General features: G+C 37.7%; 20 protein-coding genes and 1 riboswitch. Of the genes, 12 read left to right on the forward strand and 8 right to left on the reverse strand.

Annotated elements, in window-relative coordinates; all coding sequences use genetic code 11:
* Nucleotides 1-2 precede the first annotated feature (2 nt).
* Nucleotides 3-1,241 carry a phosphoribosylamine--glycine ligase gene (purD, locus tag C7J88_RS00250; RefSeq protein ID WP_095116083.1) on the forward strand — a complete coding sequence of 413 codons (1,239 nt, stop codon included), beginning with the start codon at nucleotides 3-5 and terminating at the stop codon, nucleotides 1,239-1,241.
* Between the two features lie 126 nt (nucleotides 1,242-1,367).
* Here the strand turns inward: purD and C7J88_RS00255 are convergent, their stop codons facing one another.
* The 4 genes from C7J88_RS00255 to graF all read right to left on the reverse strand — a co-directional run bounded on the left by C7J88_RS00255 (nucleotide 1,368) and on the right by graF (nucleotide 4,595).
* Complete coding sequence (locus C7J88_RS00255; protein WP_095116085.1) at nucleotides 1,368-2,159, reverse strand: energy-coupling factor transporter transmembrane component T family protein; 792 nt, start codon at nucleotides 2,157-2,159, stop codon at nucleotides 1,368-1,370.
* The gene (locus C7J88_RS00260; RefSeq protein ID WP_095116086.1) at nucleotides 2,152-3,558 is read right to left on the reverse strand and encodes an ABC transporter ATP-binding protein; all 1,407 of its coding nucleotides are present in this window, start codon (nucleotides 3,556-3,558) and stop codon (nucleotides 2,152-2,154) included. The genes C7J88_RS00255 and C7J88_RS00260 overlap by 8 nt, the downstream gene beginning before the upstream one ends.
* 14 nt (nucleotides 3,559-3,572) lie before the next feature.
* On the reverse strand, nucleotides 3,573-4,148 hold the full coding sequence (locus C7J88_RS00265) for an ECF transporter S component (protein ID WP_095116088.1): 576 nt from the start codon (nucleotides 4,146-4,148) through the stop codon (nucleotides 3,573-3,575).
* Between the two features lie 134 nt (nucleotides 4,149-4,282).
* Nucleotides 4,283-4,382, reverse strand: a riboswitch (TPP riboswitch).
* A gap of 81 nt (nucleotides 4,383-4,463) precedes the next feature.
* On the reverse strand, nucleotides 4,464-4,595 hold the full coding sequence (graF, locus tag C7J88_RS10565) for a glycopeptide resistance-associated protein GraF (protein ID WP_194434689.1): 132 nt from the start codon (nucleotides 4,593-4,595) through the stop codon (nucleotides 4,464-4,466).
* Nucleotides 4,596-4,832: 237 nt separating this feature from the next.
* Here graF and auxA point away from each other — a divergent pair, with 237 nt between their 5' ends.
* From auxA to ptsP, 5 genes are all read left to right on the forward strand, one after another.
* Complete coding sequence (gene auxA / locus C7J88_RS00270) at nucleotides 4,833-6,152, forward strand: lipoteichoic acid stability factor AuxA (protein WP_095116090.1); 1,320 nt, start codon at nucleotides 4,833-4,835, stop codon at nucleotides 6,150-6,152.
* Nucleotides 6,153-6,285: 133 nt separating this feature from the next.
* Nucleotides 6,286-7,458, forward strand: a complete 1,173-nt coding sequence (locus tag C7J88_RS00275) for a class I SAM-dependent rRNA methyltransferase (protein ID WP_095116091.1) — start codon at nucleotides 6,286-6,288, stop codon at nucleotides 7,456-7,458.
* Between the two features lie 54 nt (nucleotides 7,459-7,512).
* Nucleotides 7,513-8,043 carry a DUF697 domain-containing protein gene (locus C7J88_RS00280; protein WP_095116093.1) on the forward strand — a complete coding sequence of 177 codons (531 nt, stop codon included), beginning with the start codon at nucleotides 7,513-7,515 and terminating at the stop codon, nucleotides 8,041-8,043.
* A gap of 153 nt (nucleotides 8,044-8,196) precedes the next feature.
* The gene (locus C7J88_RS00285) at nucleotides 8,197-8,463 is read left to right on the forward strand and encodes a phosphocarrier protein HPr (RefSeq protein WP_095116095.1); all 267 of its coding nucleotides are present in this window, start codon (nucleotides 8,197-8,199) and stop codon (nucleotides 8,461-8,463) included.
* A complete protein-coding gene (ptsP, locus tag C7J88_RS00290) occupies nucleotides 8,463-10,181 on the forward strand; it encodes a phosphoenolpyruvate--protein phosphotransferase (protein ID WP_095116097.1) in 1,719 nt (572 codons plus the stop codon). The genes C7J88_RS00285 and ptsP overlap by 1 nt, the downstream gene beginning before the upstream one ends.
* A 47-nt stretch (nucleotides 10,182-10,228) precedes the next feature.
* Here the strand turns inward: ptsP and C7J88_RS00295 are convergent, their stop codons facing one another.
* Nucleotides 10,229-10,456 carry a glutaredoxin family protein gene (locus C7J88_RS00295; protein ID WP_095116099.1) on the reverse strand — a complete coding sequence of 76 codons (228 nt, stop codon included), beginning with the start codon at nucleotides 10,454-10,456 and terminating at the stop codon, nucleotides 10,229-10,231.
* Between the two features lie 284 nt (nucleotides 10,457-10,740).
* Between C7J88_RS00295 and C7J88_RS00300 the strand changes: the two genes are divergently transcribed.
* Nucleotides 10,741-11,400 (forward strand): potassium channel family protein, encoded by a 660-nt coding sequence (locus C7J88_RS00300; RefSeq protein WP_095116100.1) that lies wholly within the window; start codon nucleotides 10,741-10,743, stop codon nucleotides 11,398-11,400.
* A gap of 55 nt (nucleotides 11,401-11,455) precedes the next feature.
* Here C7J88_RS00300 and rnjA read toward each other — a convergent pair whose 3' ends face one another.
* The 3 genes from rnjA to def all read right to left on the reverse strand — a co-directional run bounded on the left by rnjA (nucleotide 11,456) and on the right by def (nucleotide 14,423).
* Nucleotides 11,456-13,138, reverse strand: coding sequence for a ribonuclease J1 (gene rnjA, locus C7J88_RS00305; protein ID WP_095116102.1), 1,683 nt, complete (start codon nucleotides 13,136-13,138; stop codon nucleotides 11,456-11,458).
* Complete coding sequence (locus tag C7J88_RS00310) at nucleotides 13,138-13,353, reverse strand: DNA-dependent RNA polymerase subunit epsilon (protein WP_095116104.1); 216 nt, start codon at nucleotides 13,351-13,353, stop codon at nucleotides 13,138-13,140. The genes rnjA and C7J88_RS00310 overlap by 1 nt, the downstream gene beginning before the upstream one ends.
* Before the next feature lie 518 nt (nucleotides 13,354-13,871).
* Nucleotides 13,872-14,423 (reverse strand): peptide deformylase, encoded by a 552-nt coding sequence (gene def / locus C7J88_RS00315; protein ID WP_095116105.1) that lies wholly within the window; start codon nucleotides 14,421-14,423, stop codon nucleotides 13,872-13,874.
* A gap of 164 nt (nucleotides 14,424-14,587) precedes the next feature.
* On the opposite strand from def, the gene C7J88_RS00320 reads away from it, so the two are divergent.
* From C7J88_RS00320 to lpdA, 5 genes are all read left to right on the forward strand, one after another.
* The gene (locus C7J88_RS00320; protein ID WP_095116106.1) at nucleotides 14,588-15,220 is read left to right on the forward strand and encodes a YkyA family protein; all 633 of its coding nucleotides are present in this window, start codon (nucleotides 14,588-14,590) and stop codon (nucleotides 15,218-15,220) included.
* 157 nt (nucleotides 15,221-15,377) lie between these two features.
* Nucleotides 15,378-16,487, forward strand: a complete 1,110-nt coding sequence (gene pdhA, locus C7J88_RS00325) for a pyruvate dehydrogenase (acetyl-transferring) E1 component subunit alpha (protein ID WP_095118119.1) — start codon at nucleotides 15,378-15,380, stop codon at nucleotides 16,485-16,487.
* A 3-nt stretch (nucleotides 16,488-16,490) separates the two neighbouring features.
* Entirely contained in the window at nucleotides 16,491-17,468 is a 978-nt protein-coding gene (locus C7J88_RS00330; protein ID WP_095116108.1) for an alpha-ketoacid dehydrogenase subunit beta, read from the forward strand.
* Between the two features lie 177 nt (nucleotides 17,469-17,645).
* Entirely contained in the window at nucleotides 17,646-18,947 is a 1,302-nt protein-coding gene (locus C7J88_RS00335; RefSeq protein WP_095116109.1) for a dihydrolipoamide acetyltransferase family protein, read from the forward strand.
* A gap of 3 nt (nucleotides 18,948-18,950) precedes the next feature.
* Nucleotides 18,951-20,357: a dihydrolipoyl dehydrogenase gene (lpdA, locus tag C7J88_RS00340; protein WP_095116110.1), complete on the forward strand. Its 1,407-nt coding sequence runs from the start codon at nucleotides 18,951-18,953 to the stop codon at nucleotides 20,355-20,357.
* Nucleotides 20,358-20,413 lie beyond the last annotated feature (56 nt).

A 20,413-nucleotide genomic window follows, 5' to 3' on the forward strand; every position in this document is an offset into this window, starting at 1 on the left:
ATATGAATATTTTAGTTATCGGTGGCGGTGGACGAGAACATGTCCTTGCAAAAAAGTTAAACCAATCACCACTTGTTGAATGTGTATATGCTATTCCTGGTAATGATGCGATGGCTCATGTTGCTGAAGTTCATGCAGAAATTGCCGAAAATGAACATGATAAAATTGTTCTGTTTGCAAAAGACCATCACGTCGAGTGGGTTGTGATCGGTCCAGAACAACCTTTAACAGAAGGACTTGCAAATCAATTACGTGAAGCGGGAATCAAAGTTTTTGGCCCAAATAAAGCAGCGGCACAAATTGAAGGGTCGAAGTCATTTGCCAAACAATTGATGGCAAAATATGACATTCCAACTGCTGATTATCAAGAAATTGATACAAAAACAGAAGCACTTGCATATATTGAACAATGTGATTTGCCAGTTGTGTTGAAAAAAGATGGCTTAGCAGCAGGTAAAGGTGTCATTATTGCCGATACACGAGAAGCAGCACAAGCAGCAGTTGAGACACTTTATCCTGAAGAAGAGAGCAAAGTAGTATTTGAGCAATTTTTACAAGGTGAAGAGTTTTCTTTAATGACCTTCGTAAATGGAGATTATGCTGTACCTTTTGATACGATTGCACAAGATCACAAACGTGCCTATGATCATGATGAAGGACCGAATACAGGAGGTATGGGTGCGTATTGTCCTGTACCACATATCGGTCAAGATGTACTGGATGTAACGAATGAACGTATTGCACAGCCGATTGCACGTGCGATGAAAAAAGAAGGCTATGATTTCTTCGGTTTGTTGTATATCGGTGCAATTTTAACTGATGAAGGACCGAAAGTGATTGAGTTTAATGCACGCTTTGGTGATCCTGAAGCACAAGTTTTATTAACACGTATGGAGAGCGATTTGATGGCGCACATTTTACAATTGGAAGCACGAGAGCCGATTGATATGCGATGGAAAGATGAAGCGGTGGTTGGTGTCATGTTAGCTTCCAAAGGATACCCAAATGCATATGAAAAAGGAGTATCCGTGACAGGTTTTGAACGAGACTTAGATCATTATTTCGTTAGTGGCTTAAAGTATGATGGTACTCGATATATCAATGCGGGTGGACGTGTTATATTAGCCATTGGAGAAGGTACTTCGATTGCAGAAGCACAGCGTGAAGCATATCGACGTGTTGATCAAATAGAGAGTGATGGTCTATTTTATCGTAAAGACATTGCGAATAAAGCATTATAATAGAAAAGATGATTCGGAAGTGGTAAGTTTCCGAATCATCTTTTTACGTCCATAGCATACATAAACGGGAAAGTATGCATGCCTTTTCATATCATCGAGATCATGAAAACGCAATACATACATCGTTTAACGTGCGTCTGAAATACCTGTGATTGGTAAGTAATTGGCACACGTAAATGCAAGAGCAATGAGCACGATGATGATGACGACTAACAAAATATCACGGTAACTGAAAGGAACATGGTAATAATATGTGCGTTTACCATCGTGGAAGCCTTTTTTCTCCATCGCAACAGATAGGCGATGTGCTTTTCGGATATTTTGACTGAGCAGTGGGATTAAAAGATGTTTGAATCGTTTGAAACCACTGTAATTTTTATTGCTAATCATTTGGTAGCGCATTTTAAGTGAATTACGCAATTGAAAGACAGATTCAATCATCAATGGAATCATTCGAAATGCAGCCATAAAGGCATAAGCTACTTTGGGTGGTACCTTCAAATGCTGCATCAAGCTATAAAAAATCATAATGACCTGTGAAGTAAACGCAATTGATAGTCCAAAGTAACTAATGACAATTGTTCTTAAAGATAGGTGTAAACCTCTCACAAGACTTTCAACACTGATTTTTACAAAGCCAAATTCTAATAAAATATGTGTTCCATTCCCATAAAAAATCATAAATAGTGAAGAGGTGAGTGCGAAAAAAGTAGCCATTACAACGAATGAAGCAACAACTTTCCATTTGGTACCTGCTACACACAGTAAAAATGCGAACATGAAAAATGCCAAATATAACATGATATCGAAGTTATGGATGAAGATAATGAAAAAGAATAGTGCAACTGCAAGGAACAGCTTCGTTACAATATTAACTTGATCCATGAATGTTCGATGCGTTTTCCATGATTCAATCATTTGCTGGCACCTCCACTTCATGTAAAATGCCATTTAAGACTTCAAAATGGCGGGATGGATAGCGTTCGATAATATGTGGGTCATGTGTAATCATGACAATCGTTTGTCCTTTTGCGATGCGTTCTTGGAATAACGTAATAAGTTTAAATGTATTATGGCTGTCTAACCCGAATGTTGGTTCATCGAGTAAGATGATATTAGCATTTGTACTTAATGCCGTTGCAACACTTAAACGTCTTTTCTGACCCATCGAAAGTTCGAAAGGGTGTTGTTTAGACACATGTGCTAAGTCGAGCAACGCCAACATAGCTGTCGTCTGTTCATCAGCATGTTGTGGATTCATATATTCATAGTTCACAAAAATTTCATCATAAACACTATTTTGAATAAATTGCAGTTCCGGATTTTGATAGACTAGGTACATATGACTGGCTGCATCACGTACTTTTTTTAGTTTTTGTTCATTCCATTGCATCGTGCCTTGATAGGGGATGAGTTGCATCATCGACTCAAACAAAGTCGTTTTGCCAGACCCATTTTTTCCAGTAATTGTTAGCCATTGACCTGGTGATATTGTTAAATCAGGTACTTGATACAGTGTACGACGTCCTCTTTGGATAGCGCCATCTTGATAATTAAAACGAAAACTTTGAGATGAAATATTAGGTGTTTGATTTGGAAGGGGAGCGGCTGTCCAAGCATTCGGATGCCAAACGCCATATTCAGTCAATGTCTCTTCATAATTGGCTAATATCTTATCCGGAGACCCTTGTTGTATGATTTGACCTTCATGATTCATAAGAATAACTCGGTCGACATAATCCCAAACATGAGCCACCTTATGCTCGACAATGAGTACCGTTTGATCTGCCCATAAATCTTTGAGCAAGTCCCACAAGTTTTGTGTTGCTTCGATGTCGAGCATTGCAGTCGGTTCATCTAAAAATAATGTATCAGCTTCCATGAGTAAGGTACCTGCAATCGCCAGTTTTTGTTTCATCCCACCGCTCAATTTGTTAATTGCTTGTTTTGGATTTACATCGAGCTGTACTTTGTTAAGTGCAGCTTGAATACGATGATCCATCTCATCTTGTGGCACTTGTTGATTCTCAAGTATAAATGCAAGTTCTTCATTGACTTGTGGCATACAGAATTGTGAATCGGGATCTTGGAAGATGACGCCAGCATGACGTGCAACTTCTAATTCGTCATATTTCATCGGCAGATCAATGAGATCAGGAACGATACCACTCAAGACGTTCAATAGGGTGCTTTTACCAGACCCTGATGGGCCGAGTAAAAGTACCTTTTCTTTATCTTTAATTTCAATATCAAGACCATCAAATATTTTATGGTCTGTACTTGGATACTTTAAGCGTAGGTTTTTTGCTTTAAGCAATGTAAGTTCTCTCCTTATAGTGAATCATAGTCGTCTTTTGATGCAGGTCTAAATAGCTTCGTCACACCTGTTTGATCCAATGCTTTGACCAGATAATATGGGAAAGCACCAGCTAATACGACACCACTAATGATGCGAAATACGACATATAATATAAGATTCCATTCTGCAACTTCACCTAAGTAACCATAGTACCAGTCGATAGGTAAGCTGATGAGCGCAGCTGCGAGACCTGCTAACAGCGCAACCATAAATGCACGAGAACGATAGCGGAATAATGCAAATACAAGTTCACAAGCAAGGCCTTGTAAGAGTGCATAGATAATCGTTGGAATATCAAAGCGTCCCATCATAATCGTTTCACCTGCACCTGCCGCAAATTCTGCAAGTAAAGCAATGCCCATTTTAGGAATGATGAGATATGCAACAACTGCTGCTGCAAACCACATACCATATAAAAGTTGATCGATTTGTAAACCGAGTGGTTGGATTGTCTTCGTAACAACCCACCATATGTTATAAACTACACCGAAGATGACAGAAACTAAGACTGTCACGAGTATGTCTGACAATGTTAAGCCTTTTTTCATAATAAAGGACCTCCTAATAATAAAAGACGCACATCCTTGAAATAGGGATGTGCGTCGATATATGAACGAAGCGCTCATGTTTATTATGTAAGCAACTCAAAATAAGCGTGCGATTCATTGCCGCAAATATCACGTATAAACGTCGTACACTTTCCTCCGCTAGTATCACCTAGATCAGGTACAAAGGGTTTGAGGATATTCCTCATCTCAGTTCTCACACCCCTAGTGCGTGCGTATTCAATTGATATACACAATGTACATGTCTTACAGTAAAAAGTCAAGGGACGAATCGCCCCTTGACTTGATTTGTGTTGATTAATCTAAAGTGCTTTGGATATCATCTTTTGTTTTGTCGATACCGTCTTTAGCTTCTTGCGCTTTATCTTTTAACGCTTCTTCTTTTTCTTTTGCTTGCTCTGCAGCTTGTTTTAAATCTTTTTCTGACATCATAAAACACTCCTTCATTTATGTTGTTACTCTTCTATATCCGTTCTATATTTTGTTAAACATCATTTTAAAAAAAGATTTATAAAGATGATATAAAATCTTGGAAAGGGGTAAACATATGACATATGATAGAGCGTATTGTCTAACAGCTTTAAATATTTCATACTAGAGACTGAAATTAATCAATTATCAAGACATAGGACAATTGTTCATATATAATAATTGTGAGGTGAGAGGATGTCCTTTTTTAATAAGTACACCGAAGTTATTTATTCCTATATTATAGGTGCGGTTGCGATATTGTTGAGTATCGTTATTTTTATCAATATTCCGCTCATTGAACAACTCAAATCAGGCAAACACCATGTGCCACAAATCCACAATGTATGGGATTTTATCATGGCGTTTTTTAATGAGATTATTCGTGTGATGAGTAAGTACATCGGAGATTTCCCGCTCATTAGCGGACTCATCATTTTGGCATTCGGTGTTCTGCTGATTGTCATTGCACGTGTACTAACCAATACAACTCGCTTTGACTATGATATCTCTATGTTCTTTTTATTAATCGGTATCATTTTCTTTGTGCTAACATTGATTTTTATGTCACAAGTATATGGAATTTTGGCGTTTATTTTCGTTATTCCATTCTTAATGCATATTGGTTATATTACGTTTAAAGATGAACTGAATCCGTTACATCGCAAGCAGCACTATCTATGGTTGATTTTTGGGTATGGGGTGAGTTATTTATTTACACAATTAGCACTCTATTCAAGACTTGAAGCACGTGAGGTAGCGCCAATCGATGTATTGAGTATCAATACATTTTTTGTAGTGCTGTGGTTACTCGGTCAGATGGCAATCTGGAACTTCTTATTTTTACGTCGTTCATTACCTGTTTTTCATGAGGAATTAGACGAAGCTGCCAGTCAGTATTTAAGAAGTAAAAAGTATCAATACAGCGATCAATCGAAAGTGCAGTTTAAAGATATTCAGAGCCGTACATCTGAACTGACACATGATATTACACATCGTACACGACGCAGCATTAATATTGAAAAGATACGTAAGAAACGTGATTATATCAAAGAAAAATGGTTTGGTTGGGCGAAGTTAGAAGAAGATGATATTCCATCGTTTTTACGCAAACGTCCAAAATGGTTTAAACGTGCACATGTGAATATAGCATGTGGCGTGATTCTGTTGTTCTTCATACTACTAGAATTTAACAATCGTAATGCATTGTTTGCTTCTGGAGATTGGCAATTATCACAAACGCAGTACGTCTATGAATGGATTAGCTTATTACTATTGCTGTTTATTGCAATTGCGTATATCGTAACAACAATTACATTCATGTTAAGAGGGAAGCACTACTATATTCAACTGTTTATGATTAGCATTCTGTTCTTTAAGTTGATGACAGAGTATGTTGTTATTCTATTTCATGGTTTGTTATTGTCGATATTTATTACACCAATCTTAGTATTGATGCTCATCCCAGCTATCGTTGCATTTGTACTACAATTACGTCAACCAGCTATAAAAGAATAGGAATACTCAGAGTGAGAGCATTGTCTCTCACTCTTTTTAGTTATAGGAAATATGATGAAATGATCCCAAAATCGATTTCTGTCAAACTCTCGTGTTAAGATGGAAAAGAACTAATCAAGGAAAGGCAGATAAAATGAAAACAGCAATTTTAAATAGTGGGAAAGAAACGAAATATTTCAATGGTTATCCATTGATTGAAGAAGAAGATATCTATCAACAGAGTGCACTGAATAGTGGCGACTTGTTCCATTTGACAACGGACAAAGGTATGTATATTGCGACAGGTTATGTCGGTCGTCAGCATAAAGGACTAGGTTGGGTGCTATCATATGATGCAGATGAAGAGATTAATCAATCCTTTTTTGAACGATTATTTGAAGCGGCAAAACAAGAACGTGACTATTATTATCACATTGATGGAACGAATGCATTTCGTTTATTTAACGGAGAAGGAGACGGTGTCGGTGGTTTAACAATTGATCACTATAACGGTCATCTGTTAATCCAATGGTATTCACAAGGTATCTATGCGTTTCGTGAGGATATTATTGCTGCTATGACACAAGTGTTTGAATACACATCTATTTATGAAAAAACACGCTTTAAAGATGCAGATATTCAAGGTGGCTTTGTGATGGGGGAGGCACCTGAATTTCCTATCGTCATTGAAGAAAACTTCACTTTTTATAACGTCCATTTAGATGATGGGCCGATGACGGGAATTTTCTTGGACCAAAAAGAAGTACGTAAAAAGATTCGTGACTATTACAGTGCAGAACGACATGTGTTGAACTTATTCAGTTATACTGGTGCGTTTTCAGTCATTGCAGCTGCACAAGCGACACAAACGACCAGTGTGGACTTGGCGAATCGTTCACGTCCAATGACTGAAGAGAATTTTGGCTTGAATGGTATCGATCCGAAATCACAATCTTTATATGTGATGGACACGTTTGATTACTTTAAGTATGCAGAGCGCCACAACTTGTCATATGACACCATTGTGATTGATCCACCAAGCTTTGCAAGAAATAAAAAGAAAACATTCTCAGTCGTGAAAGATTATGACAAATTGATTGAAGGCGCATTACCGATATTAAAAGAACGTGGTACGCTTGTTTTAAGTACGAATCACAGTATGTACACATTAAAAGCCTTCAAAAACATGATCAAAAAAACATTGTCTAATAAGGGAATCAACTATCAAATTGATGAAGTGATGGGATTACCGAAAGACTTTAAGACACATCCACACTATAAGCCATCTAAGTATTTAAAAGTAGTTTTTGTCACATTAATGGATTAAACGCCGAATAAAAGGGTATAAGATAACGTCTTATACAAGAAAGGTGGATGAATGATGAGAATTACAAATAAAATTACAGAAATAGTTGGAAATAAAGTGTTAAAAATTGAAAAGATAGAGAATAAAGATGTTTTACCACAAAGTCAAGAAGAAGTGGCAGCACGCCGTAAGCAAGCAGAAAATATCGTTAAAAAGAAAGCGATGTTATCGTCAGGAGCAACGATTGTACCAATTCCAGGATTTGACTTTGGTGTGGATATGAAGTTGATGAAAGATGTCATTGAAGATATCAACAAATTGTATGGTTTAGATCATAAACAAGTGAACAGAATGAGCGATGATATGAAAGATCGTATTGTCATGGCAGCCGGTATACAAGGAAGTCAACTGATTGGGAAAAAAATTTCGGATGGCTTGATGAAAATTTTAATTCGAGATGTGGCAAAGCGAACAGCTGCAAAACAAACAAGATGGTTCCCAGTTGTTGGACAAGCTTTCTCTGCATCACTCAGTTATTACTTTATGAATAAGGTAGGAAAAGAACATATTCAGAAATGTGAGAATGTTGTCAAGTCACTTTTATAAATTGTTCGATAATTTGTAAAAAAACGGTGGAGTCGCGACATGATAGTGGTTTCACAATTGAATTTAATTGTTAATTTTGGTAATGTTAAGGCATGTAGCGAAGTTAAATAGCTTATGCTAAAAATAAAAGAAATAGAAGGAGTAAGATGTAAGATGGAACAACAATCATATGTAATTATTGACGAAACAGGAATTCACGCACGTCCAGCGACTATGCTAGTACAAACTGCTTCAAAATTCGAATCAGATGTACAATTAGAATACAATGCAAAAAAAGTAAACTTGAAATCAATTATGGGTGTTATGAGCTTAGGTGTTGGTAAAGACGCTGAAATTACAATCTACGCAGATGGTAGCGACGAAAAAGAAGCAATCGCAGCAATTACTGAAGTTTTATCAAAAGAAGGTTTAACAAAATAATGTCAACATTAAATAAGGGAATTGCAGCTTCTGAGGGTGTTGCTATTGCCAAAGCGTATATGCTCGTAGAACCCGATTTAAGTTATAGTCAAGAGACAACAGAAGATCCATCTGGTGAGGTTCAAAAATTCAATAACGCATTGAACAATGCCAAAATTGAATTAACAAAGATTAGAAATAATGCCGAAGAACAATTAGGGCCAGATAAGGCTGCTATTTTCGATGCGCATTTATTAGTATTAGACGATCCCGAATTAATCAATCCTATTGAGACAATGATTAAAGATGATAAAGCAAGTGCACCACATGCTTTAACAACAGTGACACAAAATTTCATCACAATCTTTGAATCAATGGATAACGAGTACATGAAAGAACGTGCTGCGGATATCCGTGACGTATCAAAACGTGTACTTGCACATATTTTAGGTGTTGAGTTACCAAACCCAAGTATCATTGACGAGAGTGTTGTTATCGTTGCTCATGATTTGACACCTTCTGATACCGCACAATTGAACAAACAATATGTGCAAGGGTTTGTGACGAATATCGGTGGTCGTACATCGCATTCAGCGATTATGAGCCGTTCATTAGAAATTCCAGCAGTTGTTGGTACAAAATCAATTACTGAATCTGTAAAACAAGGCGACATGGTGATTGTCGATGGTTTAACAGGTGACGTCATCGTGAACCCTTCACAAGATGAAGTGCGTGCATACCAACAAAAACGTGATATGTACTTTGAAGATCGTGAAGCATTGAAACAACTTCGTGACGAACCATCAACGACAATCGATGGTAAACATGTTGAGTTAGCTGCAAACATTGGTACACCAAACGACTTAGAAGGTGTTAAAAACAATGGTGCAGAAGGTATTGGCCTATACCGTACAGAATTCTTGTACATGGGTCGTGACAACATGCCATCAGAAGATGAACAATTCGAAGCATACAAAAAGGTATTAGAAGAAATGGATGGTAAGCGTGTCGTTGTTCGTACGCTTGATATCGGTGGAGATAAAGAGTTACCATACTTAAATCTTCCTGAAGAAATGAACCCATTCTTAGGATACCGTGCGATTCGTTTATGTTTAGATCAACCTGAAATTTTCCGTCCACAATTGCGTGCGTTATTACGTGCATCTGTTTACGGTAAATTGAACATCATGTTCCCAATGGTTGCGACAGTTCAAGAGTTCCGTGATGCAAAAGCATTGTTACTGGAAGAAAAAGAAAACTTGAAGCGTGAAGGTGTGGAAGTAAGCGATGATATCGAATTAGGTATCATGGTAGAGATTCCATCAACAGCTGCTTTAGCTGATATTTTCGCAAAAGAAGTTGATTTCTTCAGCATCGGTACAAATGACTTAATCCAATACACAATGGCAGCTGATCGTATGTCTGAACGTGTATCATATCTATATCAACCATACAACCCATCAATTTTACGTTTAGTGAAACAAGTTATCGACGCGTCTCACAAAGAAGGTAAATGGACAGGAATGTGTGGGGAAATGGCTGGCGATGAAACAGCAATTCCATTATTGCTTGGTTTAGGATTAGATGAGTTCTCAATGAGTGCAACGTCAATCTTAAAAGCACGTCGTCAAATTAAAGGTTTAAGCACAACTGAGATGACACAATTAGCTGATCGTGCAATGAACTGTGCGACAGTTGATGAAGTTATCACACTTGTAAACGATGCGACTTCAAAATAAAGTAAAAACCTGAGATGAATAATCATCTCAGGTTTTTTATGTTTATTTTAAAGGCCTAATTTTTGATTAAGCTTGTCCATATCCACTTGGTACATGGGTTCATCATCAAGTAAGATAAACGGTGTGGCAAATGCATCATGCTCAATCATTTCATTGCGATATGTTGAATCTGCAATATTACGTTCTTCAAATGTCACTTGATGTTCTGTTAAGTAATTTTTTACAAATGTACAAGGTGGACAATCATTTTGTGTATAAATAATTACGTTCGTCATTCGACACCTCAAAATATAAAAGATAATGATAAATCAACGTTAACTTAACATAGTTGATCTGCAGCGGTCAATAGATGTTACTTAGCTGTTTTTTTGGACTAATGATACATAGCATTTTTTAAAATAGTGAGATATTGGTGTAGACTTTTAGATTAAAGGTGTCAGTTACATTTGACAAGATGAAACGAAGGGTGGAAAATAAATATGTTCATAGATGAAATCAGAAATTAAATAATCTTAAACAAAACTGTTTAGAAATTGCATAAAATGATGGAGGTTCTATCATGGATAAAGAATATGTAGTAATTGGTTTAGGTCGTTTCGGTGGAAGTATCGTTCGTGAATTGAATGCATTAGATATGGATGTTATGGCAATTGACAAAGACGAGCACCGCGTTGATGAATATAGTGATATTGCAACACATGCAGTCGTTGCAGATACAACAGATGAGGCAGTGATGAGAAGCTTAGGTATTCGTAACTTCGATCATGTCATTGTGTCTATCGGTGAAAACATACAAGCGAGTACGTTGACAACACTTATATTGAAAGAACTTGGTGTTAAAAAAGTGACAGCAAAAGCACAAAATGACTATCATGCGAAGATTCTCAATAAGATCGGTGCAGATACAGTCGTACACCCAGAGCGTGATATGGGGCGCCGTATAGCGCATAATGTAGCAAGTGCAACCGTATTGGATTACCTCGAACTATCAGATGAACATTCAATCGTTGAGATGAAGGCGACAGAATCAATGGCTGGCAAGACTTTGATTGACTTAGACATTCGTGCACAATATGGGATTAACATCATTGCGATTAAACGACGTAAAGAAATTATTGTGTCACCAGATCCAGATATGGCATTGGAATTTGATGATATCTTGATTATGATTGGACATGATAATGATTTGACACGTTACGAAAAGAAAATTGCACATTAAGATATATAAAAAAGGTCATTCCCATATTGATAGGGGATGACCTCTTTACGTTTATCTATTTTGTTTCATTAACCTTCATAATGACTGGTAAAATCATTGGTTTACGTGCTGTTTGTTCATAGAGATATGGTTGTAAAGTTTCAATAATTGAAGACTTCACTTGATGCCATTGAATATCAGGTTGTTGATTTAACTTTTGAATCACTTCTTGTTTGATTTTCTTCTGAGCATCATAAATCAACTGTCCAGATTCACGCATGTAGACGAAGCCACGTGAAATAATGTCTGGACCTGATAATAACTTGTTCGTATTGAAGTCAATGCTGACAACTACGATGACAAGTCCTTCTTCAGAGAGTAGTTTACGGTCGCGAATAACGACATTGCCGATATCCCCGATGCCACTACCATCAACGAGAACGTTACCAGAAGGAATGCGGCCTGCTGTACGTGCAGAATCACGCGTGAGTGCAAGCACATCACCAATGTCATGAATAAATACATTTTCTTCTTTCACGCCACAATCCACACCTGTTTGACCATGTGCCACGAGCATACGATACTCACCGTGAATCGGTAAGAAGTATTTCGGACGAATAAGGCGTAACATCAATTGTTGGTCGCCTTGAGAGCCGTGACCTGATGTATGGATGTTAGAAATCTTACTGTGAATGACTTCAGCACCCGCTTGGTATAGTGCATTGATTGTGCGGTTGATGCTCTTCGTATTACCTGGAATAGGTGATGAACTAAACACAACTGTATCTTCAGGGATGATTTTGATTTGTTTATGTGTACCATTCGCAATACGTGACAGTGCTGCCATCGGTTCACCTTGAGAACCCGTACATAAAATCAATAATTCATGTTTTGGAATACTGTTGATTTTGCTTGGTTCTACAAACGTCTCAGGGGGTGCTTTAATATAACCGAGTTCAGTCCCAATCTTAATGTTGTTTTCCATCGAACGACCAAACGTCACAATTTTCCGGTTGTACTTCACCGCAGCTTCAACTGCTTGTTGCACACGATAAATATTCGATGCAAACGTTGCGAAGATAATACGTCCTGTACAGTTTCGGAATATCTTATCTACATTTTGACCCACTTCACGTTCACTGAGTGTAAAGTCTGGAACGAGAGAGTTAGTAGAGTCAGATAGTAGACAAAGGACACCTTCATCACCAAGTTGCGCCATCTTAGCCATATTGGCAGGTGCGCCAACGGGTGTAAAGTCGAACTTAAAGTCACCTGTGTGCACGATTTTACCTTCAGGAGTGTCAACAATAACACCGTATGCTTCTGGGATACTATGTGTCGTTAGATAAAAGCTGACTTTAAAGTGCTTAGATTCTATAACACTATCTTCTGTAATTTCATTTAAAGAAGCAGTGCGCAATAATTTATGTTCTTCCAACTTGTTGCGAATCAAACCTAATGCAAGTGGACCACTATAAATAGGTACATTGATTTTTTTTAACAGGTAGGGCACACCACCGATATGGTCTTCGTGACCATGCGTGATAACGAGTCCCACAATTTTATCTTGATTTTGTTCAAGATACGTGTAATCAGGAATGACATAGTCAATCCCTAGTAGATTATCGTCAGGGAACTTAATACCTGCATCAATGATTAAGATTTCATCCTTATATTCTACGGCATAAGTGTTCTTACCAACCTCACCTAAACCGCCAAGGGCATATACGCCAACCTCATTTTTTTGAAGTTGTTTCATTATTCTGCGCGCTCCACATTAAAGTGTTCTGATTGCTGTTCATATTCTAAATGTGCGCCCTCTAATTTAGTTATGAATTCAATGTTATAATTACGCTCTTTCAAGAAGCGACGTACTTGTTCTTCAGTTTGTGCTTCAACATAAGTTGATTGTGTGTTTTCACGAACAATGACTTCATCGCGGTTATGTTGATAAAATACTTTAAAAATTGCCATTAATAAATGCCTCCTAGATACTACTTTGTTTATATTTGTGACAACCATACGATAACTCGTATCAGATACGTTCTGTGAAGAATGTAAGTATAAATAAAAAATATGAATCGAATGAATGTCAAACCTCTGTTTAACAGAATTCAATTCATGGTTTACGATCATACCGTTGTCGTATGCTGTCGATCATTCAATTCCGTACTTGATGTGCGAGAGTTAGATGACTAATACTTTAGTACTAAACCTCGACCCAGTTAGTTTTATTTTACATGAACTTAGCTAATAAATAAAGCAGAATGTGAGAAAAGGGAATAGATAGGAAAGGGAGCGTATATGATTATATGAAATATTACGTTGTATTTATACAAAAATAGGGTATATAAGAAGTAGGATGAGATATCATCAAAAGATGGATTTTGGCAGAACCAATACGATTTCAACAAAATGTGAGAAATCATTTTGCTTATCATTCAGTTCTGCTCAAATCCAGAGCGTTGTTATCCTAGTAATCGGGACAACGCTTATACTTCAATGGCACCTTCACGAGGTGTGAGTGGGTTTTCTTTATCGATATGATCATAAAACATCACGCCGTTCAAGTGGTCGAGCTCATGTTGGAAAACAATAGCTGCATAACCACTTAGACGGTAACTGACTTCATTGCCGTCAATATCAAAGCCTTTTAATGTAATGCGATGATGACGATGTACGAGACCTGGAACATCTTCATCTACGCTTAAACAACCTTCACCTGTTGGTAAGTAGGCATCTTGAACACTATGGCTGACAATTTTTGGATTTACGATGCCAAGATCATAAGATTTGCCATTGCCATCATCTGGGAGATAAACGGCAAACATGCGTTTTGGCACATTGATTTGCGGTGCAGCAAGACCGACGCCACTGCGCAATTGATATTTTTCAATCATTTCAGGGTCTTGACTGTTATGCAAGAATTCTTGCATATCTAAAAGTGTTTGTCTTTCTTCTTCTGTGAGTGGAAATGTAAGTGCTTCTGCTTTTTGACGAAGCGTTGGATGTCCATCACGTATAATATCTTTCATTGTTAACATATTGACACCTTCCTTATGTAACAATATATCAAAAATCTGTGTGTGTTTGCATTATTTAATTTTGCTATTATGATTTCGATTCATTGAACTTCCTTATTATTGTTTGCTTTATCTCTATGTTTTATCTAAAATGACGAGTGACAGTGAAGGAGGTTTAATGGCTAATGAAAATGAAAAAAACAGCCGGAATCGCATTAGCAGCGACAGTATTATTAGTAGGATGTAACAAAGATGGAGAACAGATAGATAATTATAATGAACATTTGAGTAATCTTCAAAGAGTAGAAGCACCTATTCAGAAGGTTAATAATGAAATGAACAAGTTAGAGAAAGAAAAAGAAAAAATCTCTAAAGAAATCACTGGAAAAGATATTTCACAAGTTCAGGACAAAGTGTCAACATTTTTAGATAATGCAGATAAACGTCAAGAGCAGCTAAAAAAAGAAGAAGCGGCAATGAACGAGTCTAAAAAAGTTTTCGAAAAGATGAAGAAAACAACAAATAAAATTGAAGACGAAGCAGATAAGAAAGAACTTAGTGAATTTAATGATGCGGTAGCAGATAAGTACAAAAAGCATGAAGCATTTATCAACGGGTACAAAAACTTAATCAATAAAGAGAAAGATTTATTCGGATATTTCCAAGATGAATCTGGTACACAAGAAGGTGTCGATGAACGCTCGAAGGCAATACAATCTGCACAAAAAGAAATGAATGATACAGTTAAAGCGTATTCAAAATCAATTCGTAAGATGCAATCAGAGAGACGCGACGTAGAAGAAGTAATCAATAATTAGACTATAACAGTTTATTGTAATGACTATAACAGTTTCTGAAACTGTAATGTTATCAACTATTACAGAACTTGCATCAAACTACTTAAAAGTTACACAGTTTTATGTTACTATGTATGAAGATGAAATATATATAAACGGGAAAGGTATGGTGAATTGCATGGCTGCTAAGTTAAAAGCCCAATTCGATGCAGAACAAGTATTGAAAGATACTGAATCGAAGTTTGAAATGGTTCAAATCCTAGATGCAGATGGTAATGTAACTAACGAAGATTTGCTTCCAGATTTATCAGATGAAGAATTAGTTGAATTAATGAGAAGAATGGTATGGACACGTATTTTAGACCAACGTTCTATTTCATTAAACAGACAAGGACGTTTAGGTTTCTACGCACCTACTGCTGGTCAAGAAGCATCACAACTTGCTTCACAATTTGCATTAGAGAAAGAAGACTTCATTCTTCCAGGATACCGTGACGTACCACAATTAATCTGGCACGGTTTACCATTAACGAAAGCGTTCTTATTCTCACGTGGACACTTCGTAGGTAACCAAATGGAAGATGTAAATGCATTAAGCCCACAAATCATTATCGGTGCACAATATATCCAAACTGCGGGTGTCGCATTCGGTCTTAAAAAACGTGGTAAACAAGCTGTTGCAATTACTTACACTGGTGACGGTGGTTCTTCACAAGGTGACTTCTATGAAGGTATTAACTTCGCGTCAGCTTACAAAGTACCAGCTATCTTTGTAATTCAAAACAACAACTACGCGATTTCAACACCACGTTCAAAACAAACTGCTGCTGAAACATTAGCTCAAAAAGCAGTTGCAGTAGGTATCCCTGGTATCCAAGTTGATGGTATGGATGCATTAGCTGTATATCAAGCAACAAAAGAAGCACGTGATCGTGCGGTTGCTGGTGAAGGTCCAACGTTAATCGAAACAATGACTTATCGTTATGGTCCACATACAATGGCTGGTGACGACCCAACACGTTACAGAACTTCAGATGAAGATGCTGAATGGGAGAAAAAAGACCCACTTGTTCGCTTCAGAAAATTCTTAGAAAACAAAGGCTTATGGTCTGAAGAAAAAGAAAACGAAGTAATCGAACAAGCTAAAGACGAAATCAAAAAAGCAATTAAAGAAGCAGATAACACTGCTAAACAATCAGTGACTTCATTGATGGAAATCATGTATGAAGATATGCCTCAAAACCTTGCTGAACAATATGAAATTTACAAAGAGAAGGAGTCGAAGTAAGCCATGGCACAAATGACAATGGTTCAAGCGATTAACAACGCGCTAGCAACTGAACTTAAAAACGACGAAAACACTTTGATCTTTGGTGAAGACGTTGGTGTTAACGGTGGTGTATTCCGTGTAACTGAAGGTTTACAAAAAGAATTCGGTGAAGACCGTGTATTCGACACACCTTTAGCTGAATCAGGTATTGGTGGTTTAGCCTTAGGTCTATCGACTCAAGGTTACCGTCCAATCATGGAAGTCCAGTTCTTAGGTTTCATATTCGAAGTATTCGACTCAGTAGCTGGACAAATTGCACGTCACCGTTTCCGTAGCGGTAACTCAAAGGTTGCACCAGTAACAATCCGTACACCATTTGGTGGTGGGGTGCACACACCTGAACTTCACGCAGATAACCTAGAAGGTATTCTTGCTCAATCACCAGGTCTTAAAGTAGTTATCCCTTCAGGCCCTTATGATGCGAAAGGTTTACTTATCGAAAGTATCCGTAGCAACGACCCTGTTGCATACCTTGAGCACATGAAGTTATACCGTTCATTCCGTGAAGAAGTACCTGAAGAAGAGTACACAATCGAACTTGGTAAAGCCAACGTTAAACGTGAAGGTACAGATTTAACAATCATCACTTATGGTGCAATGGTTCAAGAGTCAATGAAAGCTGCTGAAGAACTTGAAAAAGAAGGACATTCAATCGAAGTGATTGACTTACGTACAGTTCAACCATTAGATGTTGATACATTAGTTGCTTCAACAGAAAAAACTGGACGTGTTGTAGTTGTTCAAGAAGCACAAAAACAAGCTGGTGTAGGCGCTAACGTCGTTTCTGAATTATCAGAGCGTGCAATTCTTTCATTAGAAGCACCTATCGGACGTGTAGCAGCACCAGACACAATCTATCCATTCACACAAGCTGAGAATGTATGGTTACCAAATAAAAATGATATCATTGAAAAAGTAAAAGAAACATTAGAATTCTAATAACAGTTAAATTGTTAGGTGAGTTGTCTCTTTTGAGCAATGATGCATAAAAGTAAGCTCGCTTTGTAAAAACATTCACTGATGTTGAGTGATTTGCATTTGGCGAGCTGCTTTTGAGATATAAAATCAACGTCTTTAAACAGACAAAAAATTGATGTAAAAATAGGAGGAAACAACGTGGCATTTGAATTTAAATTACCAGATATTGGTGAAGGTATCCACGAAGGTGAAATTGTAAAATGGTTTATTAAAGCTGGAGATACAATTGAAGAAGATGATATTCTATGTGAAGTACAAAACGACAAATCAGTTGTTGAAATTCCATCTCCTGTAACAGGAACAATTGAAGAAGTAGTTGTAGAAGAAGGTACAGTTGCAGTCGTTGGTGACACAATTGTAAAAATCGACGCTCCAGATGCAGGTGACATCCAGTTCAAAGGTGGACATGATGAAGAACCTCAAGAAGAAGCGCCAAAAGAAGAAGTAAAAGAAGAAACAAAAGAAGCACCTGCTGCAGCCCCTCAAGCAGATGTAGAAGTTGACGAAAACCGCATGATCAAAGCAATGCCTTCAGTGCGTAAATATGCACGTGACAACAATGTGAACATTAAGGCTGTTAATGGTAGCGGTAAAAATGGTAGAATTACAAAAGAGGATGTTGATGCATACTTAAACGGCGGTGGCCAAGCGGCTGCAACTGAAACAGCATCAGCTGAATCAACAGAAGCAAGCGCACCAGCAGCGTCTGCAGCACCAGCAGCATCAGCTGAAGGTGAATTCCCAGAAACAACAGAAAAAATCCCTGCAATGCGTAAGGCGATTGCAAAAGCAATGGTTAACTCTAAACACACTGCGCCTCACGTAACATTAATGGATGAAATCGATGTTCAAGCATTATGGGATCACCGTAAAAAATTCAAAGAAGTTGCTGCTGAGCAAGGTACGAAGCTTACATTCTTACCATACGTTGTAAAAGCATTAGTTTCAGCATTGAAAAAATATCCAGCGCTTAATACTTCATTCAATGAAGAAGAAGGCGTAGTTGTTCATAAACATTACTGGAATATCGGTATCGCAGCTGACACTGAAAGAGGTTTATTAGTACCAGTTGTTAAGCATGCTGATCGTAAATCAATGTTCCAAATTTCTGATGAAATCAACGAACTTGCTGTTAAAGCACGTGATGGTAAATTAACTTCTGACGAAATGAAAGGTGCTACATGCACAATCAGTAACATTGGTTCTGCTGGTGGACAATGGTTCACACCAGTTATCAATCACCCAGAAGTTGCAATCTTAGGTATTGGTCGTATCGCACAAAAACCTATCGTTAAAGATGGTGAAATTGTTGCAGCACCAGTATTATCATTGTCATTAAGCTTTGACCACAGACAAATTGATGGTGCAACAGGTCAAAACGCAATGAACCACATCAAGCGTTTATTAAACAATCCAGAACTATTATTAATGGAGGGGTAAAACATGGTAGTCGGAGATTTTCCAATTGAAACAGATACTATTGTCATCGGAGCAGGTCCTGGTGGATACGTTGCAGCAATTCGTGCAGCGCAATTAGGACAAAAAGTAACAATCGTTGAGAAAGGCAACCTTGGTGGTGTTTGTCTTAACGTTGGGTGTATCCCATCAAAAGCACTTTTAAATGCTTCTCACCGTTATGATCACGCACAACACGGTGAAGAGTTAGGTATTACAGCTGAAAACGTAACTTTAGACTTTGGTAAAGTTCAAGAGTTCAAAGGTTCTGTTGTAAACAAATTAACAGGCGGTGTTGAAGGGTTACTTAAAGGTAACAAAGTTGAAATCGTTAAAGGTGAAGCTTACTTCGTTGACGGTAACAGCTTACGTGTTATGGACGAGTCAAGTGCACAAACTTACAACTTCAAAAACGCGATTATTGCAACTGGTTCACGCCCAATTGAAATTCCTAACTTCAAATTTGGTGGCCGTGTATTAGATTCAACAGGTGCATTAAACTTACAAGAAGTACCTAAAAAATTAGTTGTAGTCGGTGGCGGTTACATCGGTTCTGAGTTAGGTACAGCATATGCTAACTTCGGTACTGAAGTAACAATTCTTGAAGGTGCGAAAGAAATCCTTGGTGGATTCGAGAAACAAATGGTTGCACCAGTTAAGAAGAAAATGAAAGCTAAAGGTATGACAATTGAAACAGAAGCTTTAGCAAAATCAGCTGAAGAAACTGACAACGGCGTAAAAGTAACTTATGAAGTAAAAGGCGAAGAGAAAACAATCGAAGCTGACTACGTATTAGTTACTGTTGGTCGTCGTCCAAACACTGATGAACTAGGCTTAGAAGAAGCGGGTGTTAAACTTACAGACCGTGGTTTAGTTGAAGTTGACAAACAAGGCCGTTCTTCAGTAAACAGTATCTTTGCAATTGGTGACATTGTTCCGGGTCTTCCATTAGCACATAAAGCAAGCTACGAAGCAAAAGTAGCTGCAGAAGCAATTGCAGGACAAAATGCAGAAGTAGACTACATTGGTATGCCTGCTGTATGCTTCACTGAGCCTGAACTTGCACAAGTAGGTTACACAGAAGCACAAGCAAAAGAAGAAGGTATTGCTTACAAAGCTTCTAAATTCCCTTACCAAGCAAATGGTCGTGCGTTATCATTAAATGATACAGACGGTTTCGTTAAGTTGATTACACTTAAAGAAGACGACACATTAATCGGTGCTCAAGTAGTTGGTACAAGTGCTTCTGACGTTATCTCTGAATTAGGTCTTGCTATTGAAGCAGGTATGAATGCAGAAGATATCGCATTAACAGTTCACGCTCACCCAACTTTAGGTGAAATGAGCATGGAAGCTGCTGAAAAAGCAATCGGTTTACCAATCCACACAATGTAATCATTTTGTGTTGATATATCAAAAGGAGGCTGAGCTCTCATGCTCAGTCTCTTTTT

This window comes from Staphylococcus muscae, assembly GCF_003019275.1.
GTDB classification, from domain to species: Bacteria; Bacillota; Bacilli; order Staphylococcales; family Staphylococcaceae; genus Staphylococcus; species Staphylococcus muscae.